This is a genomic window from Acidovorax sp. 1608163 (assembly GCF_003669015.1).
In the GTDB taxonomy this organism is placed as follows: domain Bacteria; phylum Pseudomonadota; class Gammaproteobacteria; order Burkholderiales; family Burkholderiaceae_C; genus Acidovorax.
Genome location: NZ_CP033069.1, coordinates 3,337,641 through 3,357,204 on the forward strand (window position 1 = coordinate 3,337,641; position 19,564 = coordinate 3,357,204).

Annotated in this window: 16 protein-coding genes and 4 pseudogenes; 7 read left to right on the top strand and 13 right to left on the bottom strand. The window is 60.9% G+C overall.

Features of this window, described 5'->3' with window-relative positions:
- Window positions 1-118: 118 nt before the first annotated feature.
- Complete coding sequence (locus EAG14_RS14810; RefSeq protein WP_240456799.1) at window positions 119-835, bottom strand: DNA methyltransferase; 717 nt, start codon at window positions 833-835, stop codon at window positions 119-121.
- Entirely contained in the window at window positions 786-1,076 is a 291-nt protein-coding gene (locus tag EAG14_RS23400; RefSeq protein WP_121729353.1) for a Com family DNA-binding transcriptional regulator, read from the bottom strand. The genes EAG14_RS14810 and EAG14_RS23400 overlap by 50 nt, the downstream gene beginning before the upstream one ends.
- A 231-nt stretch (window positions 1,077-1,307) precedes the next feature.
- On the opposite strand from EAG14_RS23400, the pseudogene EAG14_RS14820 reads away from it, so the two are divergent.
- Window positions 1,308-1,838: pseudogene (locus tag EAG14_RS14820) on the top strand (transposase); the annotation flags it as partial.
- Window positions 1,839-1,865: 27 nt separating this feature from the next.
- Here EAG14_RS14820 and EAG14_RS14825 read toward each other — a convergent pair.
- Window positions 1,866-3,004, bottom strand: a protein-coding gene (locus EAG14_RS14825) for an IS3 family transposase (RefSeq protein WP_371414362.1) whose coding sequence is annotated in 2 segments (ribosomal slippage) — window positions 1,866-2,755 and window positions 2,755-3,004 — 1,140 coding nt in all. Because the reading frame shifts where the segments join, the coding sequence is not laid out codon by codon here.
- 50 nt (window positions 3,005-3,054) lie between these two features.
- Between EAG14_RS14825 and EAG14_RS14830 the strand changes: the two are divergent.
- Window positions 3,055-3,984 (top strand): annotated as a pseudogene (locus EAG14_RS14830) (transposase); the annotation flags it as partial.
- Window positions 3,985-4,206: 222 nt separating this feature from the next.
- Here the strand turns inward: EAG14_RS14830 and EAG14_RS14835 are convergent.
- The gene (locus EAG14_RS14835; protein WP_121729355.1) at window positions 4,207-5,889 is read right to left on the bottom strand and encodes a hypothetical protein; all 1,683 of its coding nucleotides are present in this window, start codon (window positions 5,887-5,889) and stop codon (window positions 4,207-4,209) included.
- 548 nt (window positions 5,890-6,437) lie between these two features.
- Here EAG14_RS14835 and EAG14_RS14840 point away from each other — a divergent pair.
- A complete protein-coding gene (locus tag EAG14_RS14840; RefSeq protein WP_121729356.1) occupies window positions 6,438-7,703 on the top strand; it encodes a multidrug effflux MFS transporter in 1,266 nt (421 codons plus the stop codon).
- On the opposite strand, the gene EAG14_RS14845 is transcribed toward EAG14_RS14840, so the two are convergent.
- The 3 genes from EAG14_RS14845 to orn form a co-directional block, all read right to left on the bottom strand.
- The gene (locus EAG14_RS14845) at window positions 7,700-9,121 is read right to left on the bottom strand and encodes a sensor domain-containing diguanylate cyclase (RefSeq protein ID WP_121729357.1); all 1,422 of its coding nucleotides are present in this window, start codon (window positions 9,119-9,121) and stop codon (window positions 7,700-7,702) included. The genes EAG14_RS14840 and EAG14_RS14845 overlap by 4 nt on opposite strands.
- Window positions 9,122-9,323: 202 nt before the next feature.
- On the bottom strand, window positions 9,324-11,177 hold the full coding sequence (locus EAG14_RS14850; protein ID WP_099740495.1) for a DEAD/DEAH box helicase: 1,854 nt from the start codon (window positions 11,175-11,177) through the stop codon (window positions 9,324-9,326).
- 325 nt (window positions 11,178-11,502) lie between these two features.
- The gene (gene orn / locus EAG14_RS14855; RefSeq protein ID WP_099658470.1) at window positions 11,503-12,081 is read right to left on the bottom strand and encodes an oligoribonuclease; all 579 of its coding nucleotides are present in this window, start codon (window positions 12,079-12,081) and stop codon (window positions 11,503-11,505) included.
- On the opposite strand from orn, the pseudogene EAG14_RS14860 reads away from it, so the two are divergent.
- The 3 genes and pseudogenes from EAG14_RS14860 (at window position 12,080) to rsgA (ending at window position 14,729) form a co-directional block, all read left to right on the top strand.
- Window positions 12,080-13,425, top strand: a pseudogene (locus EAG14_RS14860) (M48 family metallopeptidase). The gene orn and the pseudogene EAG14_RS14860 sit on opposite strands and share 2 nt — an antisense overlap.
- Entirely contained in the window at window positions 13,422-13,763 is a 342-nt protein-coding gene (locus EAG14_RS14865) for a 4a-hydroxytetrahydrobiopterin dehydratase (RefSeq protein ID WP_099658468.1), read from the top strand. The pseudogene EAG14_RS14860 and the gene EAG14_RS14865 overlap by 4 nt, the downstream one beginning before the upstream one ends.
- 18 nt (window positions 13,764-13,781) lie before the next feature.
- Window positions 13,782-14,729: a ribosome small subunit-dependent GTPase A gene (gene rsgA, locus EAG14_RS14870; RefSeq protein ID WP_099740493.1), complete on the top strand. Its 948-nt coding sequence runs from the start codon at window positions 13,782-13,784 to the stop codon at window positions 14,727-14,729.
- 51 nt (window positions 14,730-14,780) lie between these two features.
- On the opposite strand, the gene EAG14_RS14875 is transcribed toward rsgA, so the two are convergent.
- The 6 genes and pseudogenes from EAG14_RS14875 to rpsP form a co-directional block, all read right to left on the bottom strand.
- The gene (locus tag EAG14_RS14875) at window positions 14,781-15,770 is read right to left on the bottom strand and encodes a CobD/CbiB family protein (RefSeq protein WP_099658466.1); all 990 of its coding nucleotides are present in this window, start codon (window positions 15,768-15,770) and stop codon (window positions 14,781-14,783) included.
- A gap of 43 nt (window positions 15,771-15,813) precedes the next feature.
- Window positions 15,814-16,487 (bottom strand): annotated as a pseudogene (locus EAG14_RS14880) (CoA pyrophosphatase).
- Window positions 16,488-16,704: 217 nt separating this feature from the next.
- On the bottom strand, window positions 16,705-17,085 hold the full coding sequence (rplS, locus tag EAG14_RS14885; protein ID WP_099659077.1) for a 50S ribosomal protein L19: 381 nt from the start codon (window positions 17,083-17,085) through the stop codon (window positions 16,705-16,707).
- A 129-nt stretch (window positions 17,086-17,214) separates the two neighbouring features.
- Entirely contained in the window at window positions 17,215-17,973 is a 759-nt protein-coding gene (gene trmD, locus EAG14_RS14890) for a tRNA (guanosine(37)-N1)-methyltransferase TrmD (protein WP_121729358.1), read from the bottom strand.
- 38 nt (window positions 17,974-18,011) lie between these two features.
- Entirely contained in the window at window positions 18,012-18,581 is a 570-nt protein-coding gene (gene rimM, locus EAG14_RS14895; protein ID WP_099658464.1) for a ribosome maturation factor RimM, read from the bottom strand.
- A 73-nt stretch (window positions 18,582-18,654) separates the two neighbouring features.
- Complete coding sequence (rpsP, locus tag EAG14_RS14900) at window positions 18,655-18,906, bottom strand: 30S ribosomal protein S16 (protein ID WP_010463504.1); 252 nt, start codon at window positions 18,904-18,906, stop codon at window positions 18,655-18,657.
- Window positions 18,907-19,042: 136 nt separating this feature from the next.
- Between rpsP and EAG14_RS14905 the strand changes: the two genes are divergently transcribed.
- Window positions 19,043-19,564, top strand: a complete 522-nt coding sequence (locus EAG14_RS14905; RefSeq protein WP_121729359.1) for a GNAT family N-acetyltransferase — start codon at window positions 19,043-19,045, stop codon at window positions 19,562-19,564.

Sequence of the window (19,564 nt, forward strand, 5' to 3'; positions counted from 1 at the left end):
GCACAACAGGGCGCGGGCATGGCCTGGGGTGGGTGAAGCGGTGCGCACGCTGTAGGGGCAAAAAAAAGGCCACCGCATGGGTGGCCTGGTTTGCACGATGGGGCGCCGGGTCGGGTTGCTAGGCCGCTGCCTGCCGATCCTCTGGCAGCAGCGCCTGCAGGCGGGCCGCAGCCACGTCGAAGTAGTGCCGGTCTTGTTCTATGCCGATGAAGCGGTATCCGGCCTGGACTGCCGCCACGCCCGTGGATGCGCTGCCCATGAACGGGTCGAGGATGACGCCGCCGGGTGGCACCGCCTGAACCAGCTTGTGCATCAGCTCCACCGGCTTGCCTGTCATGTGCAGCTTCTTGCGGTGGTCCACCCGTTCACGCACGACGCCAGGCCAGGGGCCGCCATGCTCTGCGATGGCCAGGGGGCCGTTGCTGCCCCAAACCACGTATTCGCACTGGTGCCGAAAGTAGCCCTTGTGTGGCGCGCGTGATGCCTCGGTCTTGTCCCAGGGCACCAAGCCGCGCCACACCAAGCCACCGGCCTGGAAGGCATCGGTCAACGCTGGCAGCTGGCGCCAGTCGGTGAACACCATGGCATAGCCACCCGTGCGCAAAGTTTGGCGAGCGATGGACACCCAGCAGCTCACCCAAAACGCCCAGCTGCGCTGGTCTCGGTTGTCGCCGCTGAAGTCCACGTTGTGCGCGGCCGCCAGTGCTGGCCCACTCTGCACATACTTGGCAGAGGTGGATTGCATCCTGTCGCCCCGCACCATGCCACCGCTGCTGTAGGGCGGGTCAGTAATGAGGGCGTCCACCTGCAGGCCCAGGTGCTGCAGTATCTGCATTGCATCGCCGTGGTAGATCGTGGCGTTGCCGATGTGGCGGCACCAGGGTGCGTCCGGGGTTGTGATTGAGTTGTCGTTCGCTTGCGTCATGGTCAGTTGTGTTTGACGCTCGCTGGCGTTCTGGCTGGGGACTCGCGGCCCTCAAGTTGTTCAGTGTCCCGCAGCGGGGGCACTTGATTTCAATCACCTGGAACACTGCGCGCGCCAGCAGGCGGTTGGCTTTGGGGCAGTTCGTGTTCAGCCTGGCTTCATGTTACATAACGTGATGTGTCCCGCAAAACCTGCGAGATAAACTGGACCGTACGGGATATTCTGGACATTGATTTCTCTTGGAAGTGGCGTGCATCAAATCAACGGCAGCTTACGGGCGGCATTCCCAAAAGACAGCTCAGGGCCGAGGCTGTGTGAAAACCCAACCCACAACAGCTGCTAAAAACTAAAATAACGGCACCCGATTCAAGCGAGGTGCTCCATGAAGCGATTCATCGAAGGCGAAGACCGACAACAGGTCACCCTGCTGCCTGAGTGCCTGGACGACTACATCTGCGAGGACAACCCAGTGCGGGTTGTCGATGTCTTTGTCGAAGAGTTGGATCTTCGGGCACTCGGTTTCGATGGGGCCCATCCTGCTGTCACTGGCCGGCCTGCGTACCACCCAGCCGTACTGCTCAAGCTCTACATCTACGGGTACTTGAACCGCATCCAATCGAGCCGCCGCTTGGAGCGTGAAGCCCAGCGCAATGTCGAGCTGATGTGGCTGACCGGGCGCCTTGCACCAGACTTCAAGACCATCGCGGACTTCCGCCGAAGCAACGGCACGGGCATCCGCAACGTCTGCAAGCGCTTCATCGCCATGTGCCGACAGTTGAACCTCTTCTCGCAGGCCATCGTGGCGATTGACGGCAGCAAATTCAAGGCCGTCAACAGTCGCGACCGCAACTTCACACCCGGCAAGATCGAGGCTCGCCAGCAGCAGATCGAGCAAAGCATCCAGCGTTATCTGGACTTCACCCGGTTTCGTAGACATATTTCAACTTCCGTTTCGAAGTTGTTCGAATGCCAGCGGACTCAGTTGGTCTAGGTGACTGTGCCGACGGATTCGATTGTAAAAACCTTCGATGTAGTCAAACACATCTGACTTGGCGTCTTGCCTGGTGGCATAGATATGGCGTTTGATTCTCTCCTTCTTCAAGCTGCTGAAGAAGGACTCTGCTACCGCGTTGTCCCAACAGTTTCCACGTCGGCTCATGCTTGGCACCAATTGGTTGTCCTTGCACCAGCGGGCGAAGTCGTCACTGCCAAACTGACTTCCTTGGTCGGAATGGATCATCACTGGACCCGTTGGGCGCCTGCGCCACACTGCCATCGTGAGCGCATCCAACACCAACTCTGTAGCCATGCTGGAGTTCATCGCCCAGCCGACCACCATGCGCGAGTACAGGTCAATTACGGCCGTTAGGTACAACCAGCCCTCATGGGTTCGGATATAGGTAATGTCGGTGACCCACACTTGGTTCGGTAGCGTGACCGTGAACTCACGTTGCAACCGGTTCGGTGCGGCAGTCGCAGGAAGACCGACTCGGTAGCGTGGCCGCTTGTAACCACGCACTGAGCGCAGTTGGGCCTGGCGCATCAGGCGTGCTACACGTTTTTGACCGCACGCCATACCGTCCTCTCGCAAGTCCCGCAGGATGCGTGGGCTTCCATAAATCCCGTGGCTGTCGTCAAAGGATTGCCGAATGCTTGCCAGCAAGACATCGTCGGCTAAGGCGCGTTTGGACTTTGGATTGGCCTTCCAAGCGTAATAGCCACTGCGCTGTACGCGCAGAACGCGGCACATGCTGCTGAGCCGGAACTGGCCTTTATGTTCGGCCATGAATGCGCACTTCACCCGGACAGCTTGGCAAAGTACGTTGCGGCCTTTTTTAGGATGTCGCGCTCCTCATTGGCCCTTTTGAGCTCCGCTTTGAGCCGGGATACCTCGGCCTTGAGCTGGCTTGTCTCTGCCCCCCCTGCGCTCGATTGCTCTTTGGCAAGCCGCACCCACAGGTACAGGCTTTTGTCCGACATGCCCAATCGCTTGGCTACATCCACTACCCCATGACCACGCTCGGTCACCTGTTTGACGGCTTCTGCCTTGAACTCAGCCGGGTATCGCACTCTCTTCATTTCTCACTCTCCAGTTCAATTTCGACCTTGATAGGTGTCTATTGAACCGGGTGAAGTCCAATCTGGACGCGCTGGAGACTGCCGATCGCACGCAGCCTACAGAGATTGAAGCCAAGACAGAACGACTGCAGGAGAAGCTAAAGAAGTTGCGCGATCAGATGCGGCGACTCGATGGTCTCAAGGAGCGGCTAAAGAGCCTGCCCGATGGCCAGATCTCCCTCACTGATCCCGATGCGCGTTCGATGGCCACCCAGGCCAAGGGATCGGGCCTGGTGGGCTACAACGTGCAGACCGCTGTCGATGCCAAGCACCACCTGATCGTTGCGCACGAGGTCACGAACGTCGGCAATGACCGTGCACAGCTGCACAACATGGCCTGTGCCGCAGACCAGGCTATGGGGAGCCAGGACTTGCAAGCCTTCGCCGACAGAGGCTACTTCAGTGGCCCGCAACTCAAGGCCTGCGAAGACTCTGGCATCACGACCTTCGTACCCAAGCCGAAGACGTCCAACGCGAAAGCCGAGGGGCGCTTCGACAAAGGCGACTTCATCTACATCGCCAAGGATGACGAGTACCAATGCCCCGCAGGTGAGCGTGCGATCCATCGGTTCAACACGGCCGAGAAGGGCCTTAGCCTGAGCATCTATTGGACCAGTGCCTGTCCGCACTGCCCGCTACGTGAGCAATGCACGACCAGCAAATACAGACGTATCCGACGATGGGAGCACGAAGAGGTTCTGGAGCGCGTGCAGCAACGGCTGGACAGCAACCCCGAGGCTATGACGTTGAGAAGGTCAACGGTAGAGCACGTCTTCGGCACGCTCAAGCATTGGATGGGCTCGACGCACTTCTTGATGAAGACCCTCAAGCATGTGAGTACAGAGATGAGCCTTCATGTGCTGGCCTACAACCTCAAGCGGGTGATGTGCGTGATGGGCATCACGCAGATGATGCAAGAGATGCGGATGGCGAAGGCGTGAGGCCTTTGTTGGCTTTTACCGGCTGGCAAGGGCTTCAGGAAGGCGTCAGAAGGCCCCAGGTGCGCCAAAACCGGCTCTGCACCAGCACTGGTGGAAAATGCGGTGTAAGGATGCGGGACAGGGCTGGCCCACATGCTCGTTGAGCGTTTCCACACAGCCTCGGCCCAAAGCGGACTTTCGACCAGGTTCAGCCCAATGCAATTGGACATGGTCAAGTCAAACTCATCGTGCGGAGGCGACGGTCCGCTCCATGCTGGCAATCAAGACCGCATCGACCTCGTCCGGATCCTGCGCCTGCCGTTGCCGGAGGCGTTCAAGCACCGTGCCTTTTGCGGCATGGTCTCGCCACGCTTCGATGGTCCAGTCGCCACGCAGATGGACTACCCAGTTTGTCTCGTTCTTCATGGCGTCGAGCAACTCGCCTTCGGTATCCGGGTTGGCTCCGTGGCTCAACAGCAGCTCGACAAGTGGCAGGCAGATCGAACGCATCTCCGTGCCTCGACCGCACAGGAGCAACGCGACGGCACCGAGAAGAGGGCCGCGCCAACGCAGGCTCTTGTAGCTACCCGCCGCGCCTCTGCCTTTGCTCGACAGCTTTTCCACGCACAGGCGCACCGTCATGTTTGCGTCCAGGCCTCGGGCAAGCAGCCCGCCAATGAAGTTGGCGACCAGGTTGGCATCGCGCTGCGGTACAAAACGGCGCTCGTCGCTTAGCGTGGCATCGGTTATCCAGGCCAGATTATCGGTATCGAAAAGGCCCTTTAGCACCTGGTCCTGAAACGCATCTGGCTCCATCCAGAATGCAGCGCTCGCACCGCTTGCGAGAAGTTCGTTGGCCAGGGTCAACGGTCTGCATCCCATCGTGGGGTGACGAAACAAGTTGCGCAGCAAGGAGATGGGGCGGTCATCCCACAGAGGAGTGTCCAGGTCCACCCCCGCGGCGACCAGCTCGGCAACGGTGTCGGCGTCGCGTTCCTGAAAGTACATTCGCTCGAGGCGGCGTTGATCACTCATGGTCGGCGGCGGTACGGAGCGCGCCCCCAATGCCTCCAACACGGCCAGTACGCCTGGCCGGTTGTCGAATAGAAATCTGCTGTTGAAGAGCAGACTCCCCTCCAGTTGGCCCTTGTGGGCCCAGCGGATCTGCGCGTTGACGTCAACGCCCTCGCGCGACGCCAGCAAGGCCAATAGCTCAGGATACACGCAGAGCACAAGCAGCACATTTGCGGAACGCCACAGCGCCGAGGGATCGGCCTGCGGCGCCTCGACGAGCGTGCGCAGCAGTGCGGGTGCCGCCTTACCGCCGTGGCGCTGAATCGCCCCAGCGATCTCGTCGACCCAAGCAAGGCAAGCGATCACGTCAGCTCCGGCGTTCAACAAGGCCGACACCGCCTTGCCAAGGCTGGCCTTGGCCGCATGTACCAGTAGCGGCGCGCCATCGACGAGCGCGTCCTTCGGTGCGCCGCCCTTGATGGCCTTGGCGAAGGCTGCTTCCTTGCCCTCGAGCAGCAACTCCAGCAGCTCCTCCTCCTCGGTCAGCGTCGGCGCCGGGAAGGCCTTGGCCGCAACCTTCTTGCCGCCCTGGTAGTGCAGCGTTCGCGTTTCGCCGACCTGCCCGTACCAGATGCGTACCCGGATGTGCGTCGCGCCAGCGTCGTGCAATGCCTGGATGTGCGCTTTCTCCAGTTCGTCGCCGGATGAGCTGTCGACCACGAAGCGCAGCGTCTCGCCGCGCAGCGACGCACTGGCCAAGAAGGGCTTCTCCCAGTCGTCGAAGCAAACCTGCAGTGGCGCGGGCCACTGGTCAGCAAACTTGCCGACGGCGATCTGAAGGTGATCGTGCAGCGTGGAAAGCTTGAGAGCGTCTGCACCTACGCAAGTAAAAGTCAGGATGTTGGAAGACATGAGGGTGGTGTAGAAAAGCGAAAAGGCGTCTGAGGCGCCATTGTGTCCAGGCGCGGTGCCCGCTGGCTTGACAAATTGTCCACTGACCCATATCTAGCCTTTGCGACCTTCAATCGACTCTGCAAATTCGGCTTTAGGTCTGTTTGTCAGAGAAAAGCAAAGTCCGCTCTTGGCCGACAGCGGCCGGTTCATAGAGGATAACGTTACCTCGCCCAGAGGCTTAAAGCCGTCTATGTTCTCAAAAGTGGCCAACGCTCAACCGAGATTTGAGTCACATATCCAGTTGCCTCAGACAAGTGCTACGAGGGGAGGAGTCGAAATGCTGGGCCGGGTTTTATGTGACACCATGGGGGGTAGAATGGCGTAGACAAACTACGCGCGGCGCGTTTAGTGTTTGGACTCTTAATCCGTAGGTCGAGTGTTCGAGTCACTCAGGACCCACCAAACAAAGCCGCAAGGCAGAAAAAGCCGAAGCTACATCGTAGTTTCGGCTTTTTGCTTTGGCGCACGCAAAATCCCTTTCTGCGCCCCCAACATCCACCCAGGCAATGAACCCACAAGCCGACACGCTCTGGACTGGCCCCAAATGGGCACTGGCCGTTCTCCTCGCCATTCTGGGCATGCTGGGACCCTTCTCCATTGACACCTATATTCCCGCGTTTTCAGGCATTGCTACGGCGCTGGGGGCCACCCCCATCCAGATGCAGCAAACGCTGTCAGCCTATCTGTTCGGCTTCGCCTTCATGAACTTGTTCCATGGCGCGCTAGCAGACAGCTTCGGGCGCAGGCCAGTGGTGCTATGGGGCATTGCGCTGTTCACCCTAGCGTCCGCCGGGTGCGCTCTGTCGCAAAACATTGGGCAGCTGGTTTTTTTCCGCGCAGTGCAAGGGCTGTCTACAGGGGCGGGCATCGTGGTGTCTCGCGCCGTCATCCGCGACATGTTCCCACCCGCACAAGCCCAGCAGGTGATGAGCCAAGTCACCATCTACTTTGGAGTGGCCCCCGCCATCGCGCCCATTGTGGGCGGCTGGCTGTTTGTGCACGCGGGTTGGCAAAGCATTTTCTGGTTTCTGACCCTGGTGGGGGCCACCCTGTGGATCACCAACTTCAGGCTGCTGCCCGAAACACTGGCCCACCAACACCGCCAGCCGTTCAATGTGCAGCACCTGATGCGCGGGTATTGGGCATTGGGCGCCAGCCCCAAGTTTGTGCTGCTGGCCTTTGCCAGCGGCATTCCGTTCAACGGCATGTTTTTGTACGTGCTCTCTGCCCCCGCCTTTTTGGGAGAGCACCTGCAACTCGCGCCCACGCAGTTTTTCTGGTTCTTTGTGCTGACCATCTCCGGCATCATGGGCGGCGCATGGCTGAGCGGACGACTGGCCGGGCGCATTGCCCCCAAGCGCCAGATCAGGCATGGGTTCGTCATCATGTTCAGCGTGGGCATCGTGAACGTTGCGCTGAATTTTCTGATCCCACCCCACCCTGCCTGGGCACTGCTTCCCATCGCCGTTTTTGCCTTCGGCTGGGCCCTGATGGTGCCTGTGGTCACCCTGCTGGTGCTGGACCTGGTGCCCGAACGCAGAGGCATGGCGTCGTCCTTGCAGGCCTTCGTCGGCTCCACCGCCAACGGCATTGTCGCAGGGGTGATTTCTCCGATGGTCATGCACTCCACGCAAGGCCTGGCACTGGCATCCTTGTCGATGCTGGGCATCGGGCTCGTGGCTTGGCTTTATTTGCACCACCGCTGGCCTGAGATCGGAGCCCAAGCCAGCCATCCGCCAACCCTCGCACCAACCCCAGCAGAAAAATCCTAGCGCCTGCGCTCTGCACCAATGTGCTGGTAGTAGCGCCTCTTTTCCTCGTACATGGCCTGGTCGGCCTTGTGCAAGGCAGCCTCAACCCCCTCCCCCGACTGGCAACAGGCAATGCCTATGGCAAAGCCCAAAGGCTGGCCTGAGTAAAACTGGTTGTTCAGCTCAATCAACGACTGGATGCGCTCGCGCACGACCTGGGCCGCGCGCTCGTCCAGGCCGGGCAGCAACACCGCAAACTCATCTCCCCCCACCCTGGCAGCACAGGCGGGCGCATCCACCGCTTTGGCCAGTACCTCGCCCGCACGGCGCAGCATGGCATCGCCCGCGGCATGCCCCTGCTCATCGTTGATGGCCTTGAGACCATTCAAATCAATGGCGATCACCGCAAAGGGCCATGGCCCTTTGCGGGTCAGGCGGTTGAGCTCTTCCGCATAAAACGCACGGTTGCGCAGCTGAGTGAGGACATCGTGCTTGCCCAGATACTCCAGGTAGGCCTCCGCCTTCTTGCGCGCGGTAATGTCCACCAACGACAGCAACACCAGACTCCAATCATCCAGGTGGCTGCCCAGCACCGAGAACTGCATGTGGATGTGCACCACATCCCCCGACAGGGAATAGTTCGTGACCTCGCGCTGCTGCACCGTCTTGCCATCCCACAGGTCCTGCAACTGCTCCGCAAAAGACTCTTGCATCTCCCCCCGAAAAACGCGGCCGATGTTGTTGAGCAAATGCTCTTTGGAGGTAGCGCCAAACATCTGCAGCGTCTGCTGGTTCACATCGATCACGCGGATTTCTTGCATGCACCGCGAAACGAACTCCGGGTGCACCTTCAAGAAGGTTTTGAAATCGACAATACCCTGCGCACGCACCCCCTCCAGCAACAACTTGATGGCGCTGAAGTCCTCCACCCACAAAGAGACGGGTGAGTATTCGAACAAATCGCGGGCGTAGTGCTCGCTGCGCTGCAAACGGGCAGCCCCCTGCACCTGCTGCGTGATGTCCTCCAGGGAGACCAAGACCCGCCCCCAATCCGCCTCATGGCCCGGCAAGACACGGATGCTGATGCGCACATCAAGCCGCCGACCGTCCAGGGCGTAATTCACAGTCTCATTGGTGAACTCCAGCCGCCCCTCCCACAGCTGGACCATTTCGCGCACCATGGCCGTGTGCATATCGCCCCGGAACACCAGGGCAAGCTGGCCCAGCAACTCCGACTGGCTGGCAGCGGAGAACAAGTCCAGCGTGCGCTGGTTCACACGCAGCACCTTGAGAGACGCGCTGCACTGCGAGAGCAGCAATGGATCAGACTGCAAGTGGGCCTGCAAGTCCTCCACCCCCTGGGCACGCCAGCGCTCAAACAGCGCCTTCAAGGCGCTGTAATCCTCCAACCACAGCGAGACAGGCGCCAGATTGAACATGTGCTCGAAAGCAGCATCAGAAGAGTCGGTGGGCAGCACAAGGATTCCTTTCTGCGCCCATTATGCGAGGGTCCAGACCCATCATGCGGGCACAGGCTGGTGCATCTTGTGGATGGTGGGGCCATGAAAAAAGGCCGCCTCTCTTGCGAGAGGCGGCCTTTGACCCAAAGCAACCCAGGACCAATGCCTGGGCTACAAAAAATCAACGCGCAGGGCGTGCAGGACGCTTGCGTGCATCGTGGGGCGCAAACGGCTTGCCACCAGCAGGCTTGGCGAAAGCGGGCTTGCGTGGAGCGAAGTCACCACGGTCACCACCACGGGGGGCACCCATGTCGCCTCGGGGGGCAAAGCCACCACCACGCGGGGCATTGTCACCAAAGCCAGGCTTGCGGCCATAGCCCTCACCATCACGGCGCGGAGCGAAGCCACGGTCTTCGCGAGGGGCATAACCATCGCCACCACGGGGCGCGGGAGCACCACGACCAGCAAAACCGCCACCAAAGCCGCCGCCGAAACCACCACGGTCGTTTCCACCACGATCATTGCCGCCGCGTGCTGGACCACCAAAACGGCGGTCACGGGACTGGTTATCGCGGCCTTCAAAACCACCCGAACGGCCACGGCCACCGAAGTCGCCACGGGGTGCTTGAGGAGCGCGCTGCGCAGGCTCCAGGCCAGGAATCACTTCCGACTTGAATTGCTGACGGCTGTAGCCTTCAATGTCAAAAATCTTGCGGCGGTCACGGAACTCAGCAAACGTGACAGCCAGACCATCACGCCCCGCACGGCCCGTACGGCCAATGCGGTGGGTGTAATCCTCAGCCTTCATGGGCAGGCCAAAGTTGAACACGTGGGTGATGGTAGGCACATCGATACCACGCGCCGCCACATCGGTGGCCACCAGGATCTGCACTTGACCACTGCGCAGCGCCATCAGGCGGCGGTTGCGCAAACCTTGGCTCAGGGCACCGTGCAGGGCCACGGCCGAGAAGCCGTCTTGCTGCAGGTCGTTGGCCAAACCGTCACATTCCACCTGGGTGCTCGCAAAAACGATGGCCTGGTTGATCGATGTGTCGCGCAGCCAGTGATCCAGCAGCTTGCGCTTGTGCTGTGCGTTGTCAGCCCAGTACAGCATCTGCTTGATGTTGGTGTGCTTCTCTTGCGGCGAATCAATGGTCACCTTTTGCACCGACGAACCACCGTCGTGCATCACACGCATGGCCAGTTGCTGGATGCGCGGCGCGAAGGTGGCGCTGAACATCATGGTCTGCTTGCGCTGGGCTGTGAGCTGGTTCAACTCGGCCAGATCGTCCGAGAAGCCCAGGTCCAACATGCGGTCAGCCTCGTCCACCACCAAAAACTGCACCTTGTCGAGCTTGATTTGCATCGAGCGCTGCAGGTCCAGCAGACGGCCAGGGGTGGCGACCACGAGGTCGGCGTTCTGCAGCTTGGCGATCTGCAGCTGGTAGGGCATGCCGCCCACCACGTTGGCCACGCGCAGGCCACGGCAGTGCTTGACCAAGTCGATGGCATCGTGTGCCACCTGCTGGGCCAGTTCACGCGTGGGGCACAGGATCAGGGCGCCAGGGGTGGCAGCCTTGAAATTGCGCGAGCTGGTGGGATCCTTGCGCTTGGCGCGCTTAGGAGCAGGCTCGCCGCGCTCAGCAGCTTCGGCCACGGCGCGCTCGAAAGCAGCGCGCTCTTCGGCTTCTGCAGCGGCTTGCTGGTTGATCAGCGTGTGCAGCACAGGCAGCAGGAAAGCTGCTGTCTTGCCGCTACCGGTCTGGCTGGAGACCATCAGGTCGATGAACTTGGAGGCATCGCTGCCCATGGCCAGAGGGATGGCCTTGCGCTGCACGCTGGTGGGCTGGGTGTAGCCCAGGTCAGCCACGGCTTGCACGAGCTCAGGCGCCAAGCCCAGTTCGACGAAGCCATTGGGCTCGGCAGTGACGGCATCCACAGGCGCATCGGCCACGGCAGCGACAGCCGAAATTTCAGCGGCAAAAGAAGATTCAGCAGGCGCGAATTCGCCCTGCACTTGCAAAGTGTCGGTCATATTTTTCTCACACGAAGCCTGCCGCTGGCAGGCGCCAGCGGTGGTTCCGTCAATGGTTAAAAAACATCAACCATCAAACGAAACCTGCCTTGGCTATACCCGAGGCGGGTGGGCAAAGATCGCAAAGCTCGCGTTGCAATTTGCAACGGGCTTGCAAGCCCAGTGTGTGAGGGGAGATGCACAATCTGCGTCAGAAAACTGCGCAGCCATCGATTATTGCATGGTTGAGGGTTTTCCCGCAATAGGGGAAAGGCAAATTACCTGCAATCGCCCCAGGAGTCCAAGCGAATCGCAGGGCCTCGCCATTCGCCCGGCAGGCCTGCCATCACACCGAAAGCAAATGGGTGCGGTAGTGGGCCAGCTCTTCGATCGATTCATGCACATCCGCCAGTGCCGTGTGCTTTTGCGCTTTCTTGAAGCTGCTGTAGGCCTCGGGCTTCCAGCGCTTGGCCAGTTCCTTGAGGGTGCTCACATCCACATTGCGGTAGTGAAAAAATCGCTCCAGCTTGGGCATGTAGCGAACGAGAAAACGGCGGTCTTGCCCAATGCTGTTGCCACACATCGGGGCCACGCCCTTGGGCACGTATTTGCTCAAAAACGCAAGAATCTCCTGCTCAGCCTGGGCCTCCGTCACCTGGGACGCCTTGACTTTGTCGGTCAGGCCACTGCGGCCATGCGTGCCACGGTTCCAAGCATCCATCTTGCCAAGTTGCTCATCAGACTGGTGAATCACAATCACCGGGCCTTCAATGCGCGGCTCCAAATTGGGGCCAGTGACCACCACGGCAATTTCCAGCAATCGGTCGTTTTCAGGGTCCAGGCCGGTCATCTCACAGTCCAGCCAGACCAGATTTTGGTCTGATTTGGAGAGCGCGGCGGGGATAGGGGTGTTAGCTTCTGACATGGGGCGCATTGTCGCCGATGACCTAAACTCGCCGCACATGGCAGCCCTTGACACCCCCTCCCCCTCCCTGCTTCTGACCCTGCTGTTTGCCTTGGCCGTCAGTGCGGGCATGCTCCTCAAGCTGTGGCTTGCGTCCAGGCAAATCCGCCACGTAGCGCGACACCGCAGCGCCGTGCCACAGGCCTTCGCCGCACGCATTGGCCTGGCAGCCCACCAAAAAGCCGCTGACTACACCCTGTCCAAAACACGCCTGGAGTTGCTGGAGCTGGCCTTGGGCACGGCCGTGCTGTTGGGCTGGACCTTGCTGGGCGGACTGAGCCTGCTCAACCAAGCCCTGCTGCAGTGGCTGGGGGTGGCATGTTGCAACAACTGGCGCTGCTGGCGACCTTTGTGCTCATCAGCGGGCTCATCGATCTGCCGCTATCGCTGTACAAAACCTTCGTGCAAGAAAAGCGGTTTGGGTTCAACCACATGACCCCCAAACTTTGGCTGATTGACCTGTGCAAATCCACGCTGCTGGGCGCCGCCATTGGCCTGCCGATTGCCGCAGCCATTTTGTGGCTGATGGGCCAGGCAGGCGCCTACTGGTGGGCTTGGGCCTGGGGGGTGTGGATAGGTTTCAATCTGCTGCTCATGGTGATTTTCCCCACCTTCATTGCGCCGCTGTTCAACCAGTTCAAGCCCCTGGAAGACGACGCCCTGAAGCAGCGCGTATCTGAGCTGATGCGGCGCTGCGGCTTTGCAGCCAAGGGCCTTTTTGTCATGGATGGCAGCCGCCGCAGTGCCCACGCCAATGCGTACTTCACGGGCTTTGGCGCGGCCAAGCGGGTGGTGTTTTACGACACCCTGCTGCGACAGCTCACCCCCGGTGAAGTGGAGGCCGTACTCGCGCACGAGCTGGGCCACTTCAAGCACCGCCACATCGTGCAGCGCATCGTGAGCCTGTTCGCCTTCAGCCTGGTGGGCTTCGCCCTGCTGGGCTGGCTGTCCACCCAAGCCTGGTTCTACACCGGGCTGGGGGTACTGCCATCCATGGGGCTGCAGGCCGATGGCACAGCGGCGCCCAACGACGCGTTGGCACTGCTGTTGTTCATGCTGGCAACACCGGTGTTCACCCAGTTCATCTCTCCCCTGTTTTCACAGCTCTCGCGCAAGCACGAGTTCCAGGCCGATGCCTATGCCGCATTGCAAACACAGGCGGCAGACCTGTCATCGGCTTTGCTCAAGCTGTATGAGGACAATGCGTCCACACTGACGCCCGACCCCATCTACGTGAAGTTCTACTACTCCCACCCACCCGCTTCCGAGCGGCTGGCCCGACTCCCTCTCACCACCACACCATGACCTCCATGCTGAAGAAAAAAGACTGGTCAACGCAGACCCGTCGGGCGCTGAAAGCTCCTGAAGTTGTAGCAAAACTGGCCCAACTCGAAGGCTGGAGCCTGAGTGGCGATGGCGCCGATGTGGCCATCGAAAAGACCTACCGCTTTGCCAACTATTACGAAACCATCGCGTTCGTGAACGCGGTTGCCTTTATCGCCAACGCGCAAGACCACCACCCCGACCTGTCGGTGCACTACAACCGCTGCGTGGTGCGTCTTAACACCCATGATGTGCAGGGCATTTCGATCACCGATATCGAATGCGCAGCGCAGTTTGACGGCCTGCTGGTGCTGGCATGACCCGCACCGGCTTGAACCATGGCTGAGCGCAGCGCCCTGATGCAAGGCACCGTGGTAGCCAGCCATGGTCGCCACTGCGTGGTGGAAACACCCGACGGCCAGCGCCGCATTTGCCACCCTCGGGGCAAGAAAAGCCAAGCGGTGGTGGGCGACCACGTGCTGTGGCAGGCCGCCCCAGCCGGGCAAGGAGACGAAGGGACCATCGAGAAAGTACAGGAGCGGCGCAACCTGTTCTATCGCCAAGATGAGATCCGCACCAAGTCTTTCGCCGCCAACATCGACCAGGTGCTGATCCTGATCGCTGCAGAGCCCGTGTTTTCAGAAAGCCAGTTGGCCCGCGCACTGATCACAGCAGAAGCCACCCACATCACACCGCTGATTGCACTGAACAAAAGCGATCTGGTGGAGCCCTTTGCACGCGCCTGGGCGCGGCTGCAGCCCTATCGCCACATGGGTGCAGAGGGCAAGCACTACGGGGTACTCCCTCTGTCGCTGACGCAATCCAGCGACGTGGACCGCAATGCCCTCATGGGACACCTGAAGGGCAAGACCACCTTGGTGCTCGGCCCCTCTGGCTCCGGCAAAAGCACCTTGATCAACCTGCTGGTGCCCGGCGCCACGGTGCTGACAGGCGAAATCTCCCAGGCGCTGAACTCTGGCAAACACACCACCACCAGCACCCACTGGTACTGGGTGGATGCAGAGCGCACCACCGCACTGATCGATTCACCAGGGTTTCAAGAGTTTGGGTTGCACCACATCGCACCCATGCAACTCGCCAGTTGCATGCCCGATATTGCAGCCCATGCCACAGACTGCCGGTTCTACAATTGCACCCATTTGCACGAACCGGGTTGCGGTGTTTTGGACACGTTGAAAAAGCCCACTGAGCAAGGCGGAATCAGCGCGACACGCTACAAAATATATAGCGATTTATTTGCAGAGCTGAGCCAGCCACGGTACTGATACCCAGAGCACAACGCCCGCCCTGGGCTGGGCAAGCGCTAGCAGCGACCTTCAGCCCAGCAGGCGGGCCAAGGTCAACAGGGCCAGCAGCAGCATCCACACCACCACCGAGCGCCACACCAAGCCCACGACGCTGCGCAGATGGCCCACTTCGGGCGCCACGCCCGGGGTGGAGTCGCTGTCGCCCAGGTCGGCATCCATCTCCAGCCCCTGCTGTGCAGCCATCGCATCCACGCGGGCCTTCAAAGCCTCACCGCCCAGGCGGACATTGATGGCCCCCGCCGTGGCAGCCAGCACCACCCCATCGTTGTCGTTGGGGAAGCGCTGGGCATGGAAGCGCCAGCCCTCAATCGCCTCCTCAAAACTGCCGACCACCGCGAAGCTCAGCGCCGTCAGCCGCGATGGCAACCAGTCCATGGCCCACCAGGCTTTGGCCGAAGCCTGTTGCAGCGCCTCGCTGGCCGACTGGCCAGCCGCATGGTGGCGCGGGTGCCAGTACCGGGAGACAAACTCCGCCATGCGGTACAACACCGCGCCAGTAGGGCCAAGCCCCACAGCCGCCAGAATCGAAAACCAGGCCAGAACGCCAAACACGTGCCGGTGGGCCGCAATGACCGAATACTCAATCACATGGCGCACGATCTCGCTGCGCGGCAGCATGCCGACATCCACCTGCTGCCAATGCGCCAAACGCTCCCGAGCAGCGTCTTCCTGCCCTTCCTCCAGGGCATCACGAATGCCCGTGAAGTGGTGGCTGAACTGGCGAAACCCCAGCGTGATGTAAAGCACCGCCACGCTCCAGAGTACGGCGAAAGGCCAGCCCAGCCCCCACAGCAGCGCCCAATGGATGGCCAGGGTAATCAGCGCCGGTAAAACCACGGCCAGGCTCCAGGCCACCCAGCCGTGGTGGGTCTTGCCCGCATCGAAGTTGCGACTCACAGACAGTGCCCACGCGCGCAGCCCGGCGTGGATGGGATTGCTTCTGGACAGGGGGCGTGCCTGCTCGATCAGCAGAGCGAACAGGATGGCAAAGAAACTCATGGGACCAATGATAACGGGCCGCCAGCCACGCCATCCACCATGGTCAGGCACTCAAGAATCGGTACAGATTGCGCAGCATGCCCGCTGTCGCGCCCCAGATGAAGCGGTGCTGCTCCCCATCGTCATACGGCATGGAGAACCACTGCCGATGAATACCGCCAGCCTCAAAGACATGGTGGCGGTGGTGGGCCGGGTTCATCAAAAACGCCAAGGGCACCTCAAACACATCGGCCACTTCGTGGGGATTGGGCTGCAACTCAAAATCTGGCGCCACCAGCGCCACCACCGGCGAGATGATGAAAGAAGAGCCCGTGACGTAGGTGGGCAGCACGCCGAGCACTTCGGCATAGGCAGCGGCCAGCCCAACCTCCTCATGCGCCTCCCTCAGGGCAGTGTGAGAGGGGCTGGCGTCTTCAGGATCGGTCCGCCCCCCGGAAATGCCACCTGCCCCGAATGCGTGGACAGGTGCGCTGTGCGCTCCGTCAGCAACACCATGGGCTGCTCACGCTGCACAATGCCCACCAACACAGCCGCCTGCGCTGGCGCGCGATTGGCATAGGGCTTCTCCAACACCACTTCGGGCGCCCACACGGGCGGGTTTGCAAACCGCTGGCGCAAGGCGGTTGCCGTCAACGCTGCCGCATTGACAGAGGGCAAATGGGCATCCACCTGAGTGACAGGCACCTTGCGCGGATCAAAGCCAGGGATCGCACTCAGCGCAACAGCAGCAGGGGGTTCAGAGCGATGGGGTGTGTTCACAGCAAGCAAAAGCCAAGACAGAGAGGGCGCAGGAAAGCGGATGCGGCACAACCCCAGTCGGCGCGAAAAAATCCGGGGGCCGCGCCGCCGCACATTGATTCAGAGGCAGAAATGAAAAAACCGCTACAGGCCAAGGCACTGTAGCGGTTTGCAGCATCCGAGAATGCCTGGCGCCTTATGCGGCGACAGCTGCAGCCTTGCGCGAAGGCAGCTTTTCCTTGATACGTGCCGACTTACCGCTGCGGTCACGCAGGTAGTACAGCTTGGCACGGCGCACGTCACCACGGCGCTTGACTTCGATGCTGGCGATCAGCGGGCTGTAGGTTTGGAACGTACGTTCCACGCCTTCGCCGCTGGAGATCTTGCGCACGGTGAAGCCGCTGTTCAGGCCGCGATTGCGCTTGGCAATCACCACGCCTTCGTAAGCCTGCACGCGCTTGCGGGTACCTTCCACCACGTTCACGCTCACGATGACGGTGTCACCAGGGGCGAATTCGGGGATGGTCTTGTTCAAGCGGGCGATTTCTTCCGCTTCCAGGGTCTGGATCAGGTTCATGTTGATATCCAACGATCTTGTCCGCGCCAAAAATGGCTGCGTCGGGATTGACGTTCAGGGTTTTGCCAAGGTTTGCATCTTGCACAAAACGGCCGGCCAGAGGATCGAAAAGCCCTCCATTATAGCCAGTCAGCGCAATTTGGCCAATACCGCTTCGTCTGCAGGCTTGAGCGAGCCTGCGGCGCGTGCCGCGTCAATCAGGTCCGGGCGATGCTGGGCGGTGGTCAGCAGCCGCTGGTCACGGCGCCAGCGCTCGATCTGAACGTGGTGACCCGACATCAAAGGCGCCGGCACCGCCCTGCCCGCCCACTCCTCGGGGCGGGTGTAGTGCGGGCAATCCAGCAAACCATCCAACGCAGGATTGAAGCTGTCGAGCTGGTGGCTGCCTTCGTCATTGAGCACACCAGGCTGCAGCCGGGTAACCGCATCCAGCAGGGCCAGGGCCGCAATCTCCCCCCCAGACAACACGAAATCGCCCAGGCTCAGTTGCACCCCCACATAGGCATCGATGAAGCGCTGGTCAATGCCTTCATAGCGACCGCACAGCAAAACAGCCCCGGCGCTGGCAGACCAGCCCTCTACTTCGGCATGGTTGAGCCTGCGACCAATGGGAGAAAACAGCACCAGGGGCACTTGGGCTTCTGGCGCCTCGTTGCGCTGCGCGCGAATGTCTGCCAGGCAGCGCTCCAAGGGCTCGGCCATCATCACCATGCCGGGGCCACCGCCAAAGGGGCGGTCGTCCACCCGGCGGTAATTGCCCTGCGCGTAGTCACGCGGGTTCCACAAGCGCACATCCACTTGGCCAGTGCTGTAGGCACGACGCGTCACACCGGCCGCAAGGAAAGGCGCAAACAGCTCCGGGAACAGGGTGATGACATCAAAGCGCATGAAAGACCACCTCAGAGGGACAAGGCAAAGCGGTCGCTTCAGTAGTCCGGCTGCCAGTCCACGGTGATGCGCTTCTCGGGCAGCTCCACCTTGTCCACAAAGGCCGATACAAAGGGAATCATGCGCTCCTGCGCCTTGCCGTCTTGCTCATAAGCCAGCACCAGCACGGTTTGCGGGCCTGTGGAGAGCAGCTCACGCACTTCACCCAGGGCAATACCCTCGCGGTTGATGACCTGCAGGCCAATCAAATCCACCCAGTAATACTCATCACTGCCGGTAGACGGAAAACTGGAACGCGGCACAAACACGCGCGCGCCGCGCAATGCCTCTGCGGCATCGCGGTCATCCACACCTTCCGCCCAGGCCACCACGGTGTCGGAATGGTCCTTGGCTTGGCGGATCTTGAGCAGTAACGTGCCAGAGAATGTTTTGGCTCCGCGCTCTGAGGGCTGCAGAAACCAGCGTTTGGCCGAAAACAGGGCCTCAGGGCTGGTGCTGTGGGGCAAAACCTTGAACCAGCCCTTGACCCCCCAGGCGTCGGCAATGCGCGCAACCTCGACGGCATCTTCGGGCAGGTCAATCGGTTCGAGCGTGAGGGAGGTGGCCATGTTGGGATCAGACAAAAAGAAAAGGGCGGGATCCGCCGGGAAAACCCACGGAGCCCGCCCTCGTCAGGGGACTTTAAGCAGCCTTCTTGGCGGCTTGCTTGATCAGACGGTCCACGGTAGGCGAGGACTGGGCGCCCACGCTCTGCCAGTACGTCAGGCGGTCTTGCACGATGCGCAGGCCTTCTTCGGTTTCCTTGGCTGTAGGGTTGTAGAAGCCAATGCGCTCGATGAAGCGACCATCGCGACGAACGCGCTTGTCAGCCACAACGATGTTGAAGAAAGGACGGCCCTTAGAACCGCCGCGGGAGAGTCGAATGACGACCATGATTTATCCTTCGGGTGGTGAGCCAGCGTCAAAATGCGCAGGCCACGGAAATTTCGCAACGTTTGAGACACGCGACATGACCACCCGGCCAGCGACACGCTGCAAAGCCTGCAATTATATCCACAACCCTCTCCGTATGCCCACCATCCGCCCCAGCACTGACGCCGATATCGCCGCCATCACCGCCATTTACACCCACCACGTCCTGCACGGGACAGGCACCTTCGAGATCGATCCCCCCTCCGAATCCGACATGGCGACGCGCCGAGCCGACGTGCTGGCGCGCCAACTGCCCTGGATCGTGGCGGAAAAGAACGGCGAAGTTCTGGGCTTTGCCTACGCCAACTGGTTCAAGCCCCGCCCGGCGTACCGCTTTTCGGCCGAAGACTCGATTTACGTGGCCGAAACCGCTCGCGGCATGGGCGTAGGCCGCAAATTGCTGGCAGAGCTGACCGTGCAGGCAGAGGCGGCCGGTGTGCGCAAACTGCTGGCAGTGATTGGCGACTCGGCCAACGCGGGCTCCATCGGCGTACACCGCTCGCTGGGCTTCACGGACGTGGGCATCATGCGATCGGTGGGCTGGAAGTTTGGCGCCTGGCGCGACATCGTGCTCATGGAAAAGGTGCTGGGCGTTGGCGACACGACTGCACCCGAGTGA

What these genes read in the sequence shown, in the direction of transcription:
- EAG14_RS14810 (WP_240456799.1), bottom strand. Translation starts at nt 835, where the DNA reads ATGCAGATACTGCAGCACCTGGGCCTGCAGGTGGACGCCCTCATTACT.
- EAG14_RS14845 (WP_121729357.1), bottom strand. Translation starts at nt 9,121, where the DNA reads ATGTTCAATCTGGCGCCTGTCTCGCTGTGGTTGGAGGATTACAGCGCC.
- EAG14_RS14835 (WP_121729355.1), bottom strand. Translation starts at nt 5,889, where the DNA reads ATGTCTTCCAACATCCTGACTTTTACTTGCGTAGGTGCAGACGCTCTC.
- EAG14_RS14840 (WP_121729356.1), top strand. Translation starts at nt 6,438, where the DNA reads ATGAACCCACAAGCCGACACGCTCTGGACTGGCCCCAAATGGGCACTG.
- rpsP (WP_010463504.1), bottom strand. Translation starts at nt 18,906, where the DNA reads ATGGTCGTCATTCGACTCTCCCGCGGCGGTTCTAAGGGCCGTCCTTTC.
- EAG14_RS14865 (WP_099658468.1), top strand. Translation starts at nt 13,422, where the DNA reads ATGACCTCCATGCTGAAGAAAAAAGACTGGTCAACGCAGACCCGTCGG.
- orn (WP_099658470.1), bottom strand. Translation starts at nt 12,081, where the DNA reads ATGTCAGAAGCTAACACCCCTATCCCCGCCGCGCTCTCCAAATCAGAC.
- rplS (WP_099659077.1), bottom strand. Translation starts at nt 17,085, where the DNA reads ATGAACCTGATCCAGACCCTGGAAGCGGAAGAAATCGCCCGCTTGAAC.
- EAG14_RS14875 (WP_099658466.1), bottom strand. Translation starts at nt 15,770, where the DNA reads ATGAGTTTCTTTGCCATCCTGTTCGCTCTGCTGATCGAGCAGGCACGC.
- EAG14_RS14850 (WP_099740495.1), bottom strand. Translation starts at nt 11,177, where the DNA reads ATGACCGACACTTTGCAAGTGCAGGGCGAATTCGCGCCTGCTGAATCT.
- rimM (WP_099658464.1), bottom strand. Translation starts at nt 18,581, where the DNA reads ATGGCCACCTCCCTCACGCTCGAACCGATTGACCTGCCCGAAGATGCC.
- trmD (WP_121729358.1), bottom strand. Translation starts at nt 17,973, where the DNA reads ATGCGCTTTGATGTCATCACCCTGTTCCCGGAGCTGTTTGCGCCTTTC.
- rsgA (WP_099740493.1), top strand. Translation starts at nt 13,782, where the DNA reads ATGGCTGAGCGCAGCGCCCTGATGCAAGGCACCGTGGTAGCCAGCCAT.
- EAG14_RS14905 (WP_121729359.1), top strand. Translation starts at nt 19,043, where the DNA reads ATGCCCACCATCCGCCCCAGCACTGACGCCGATATCGCCGCCATCACC.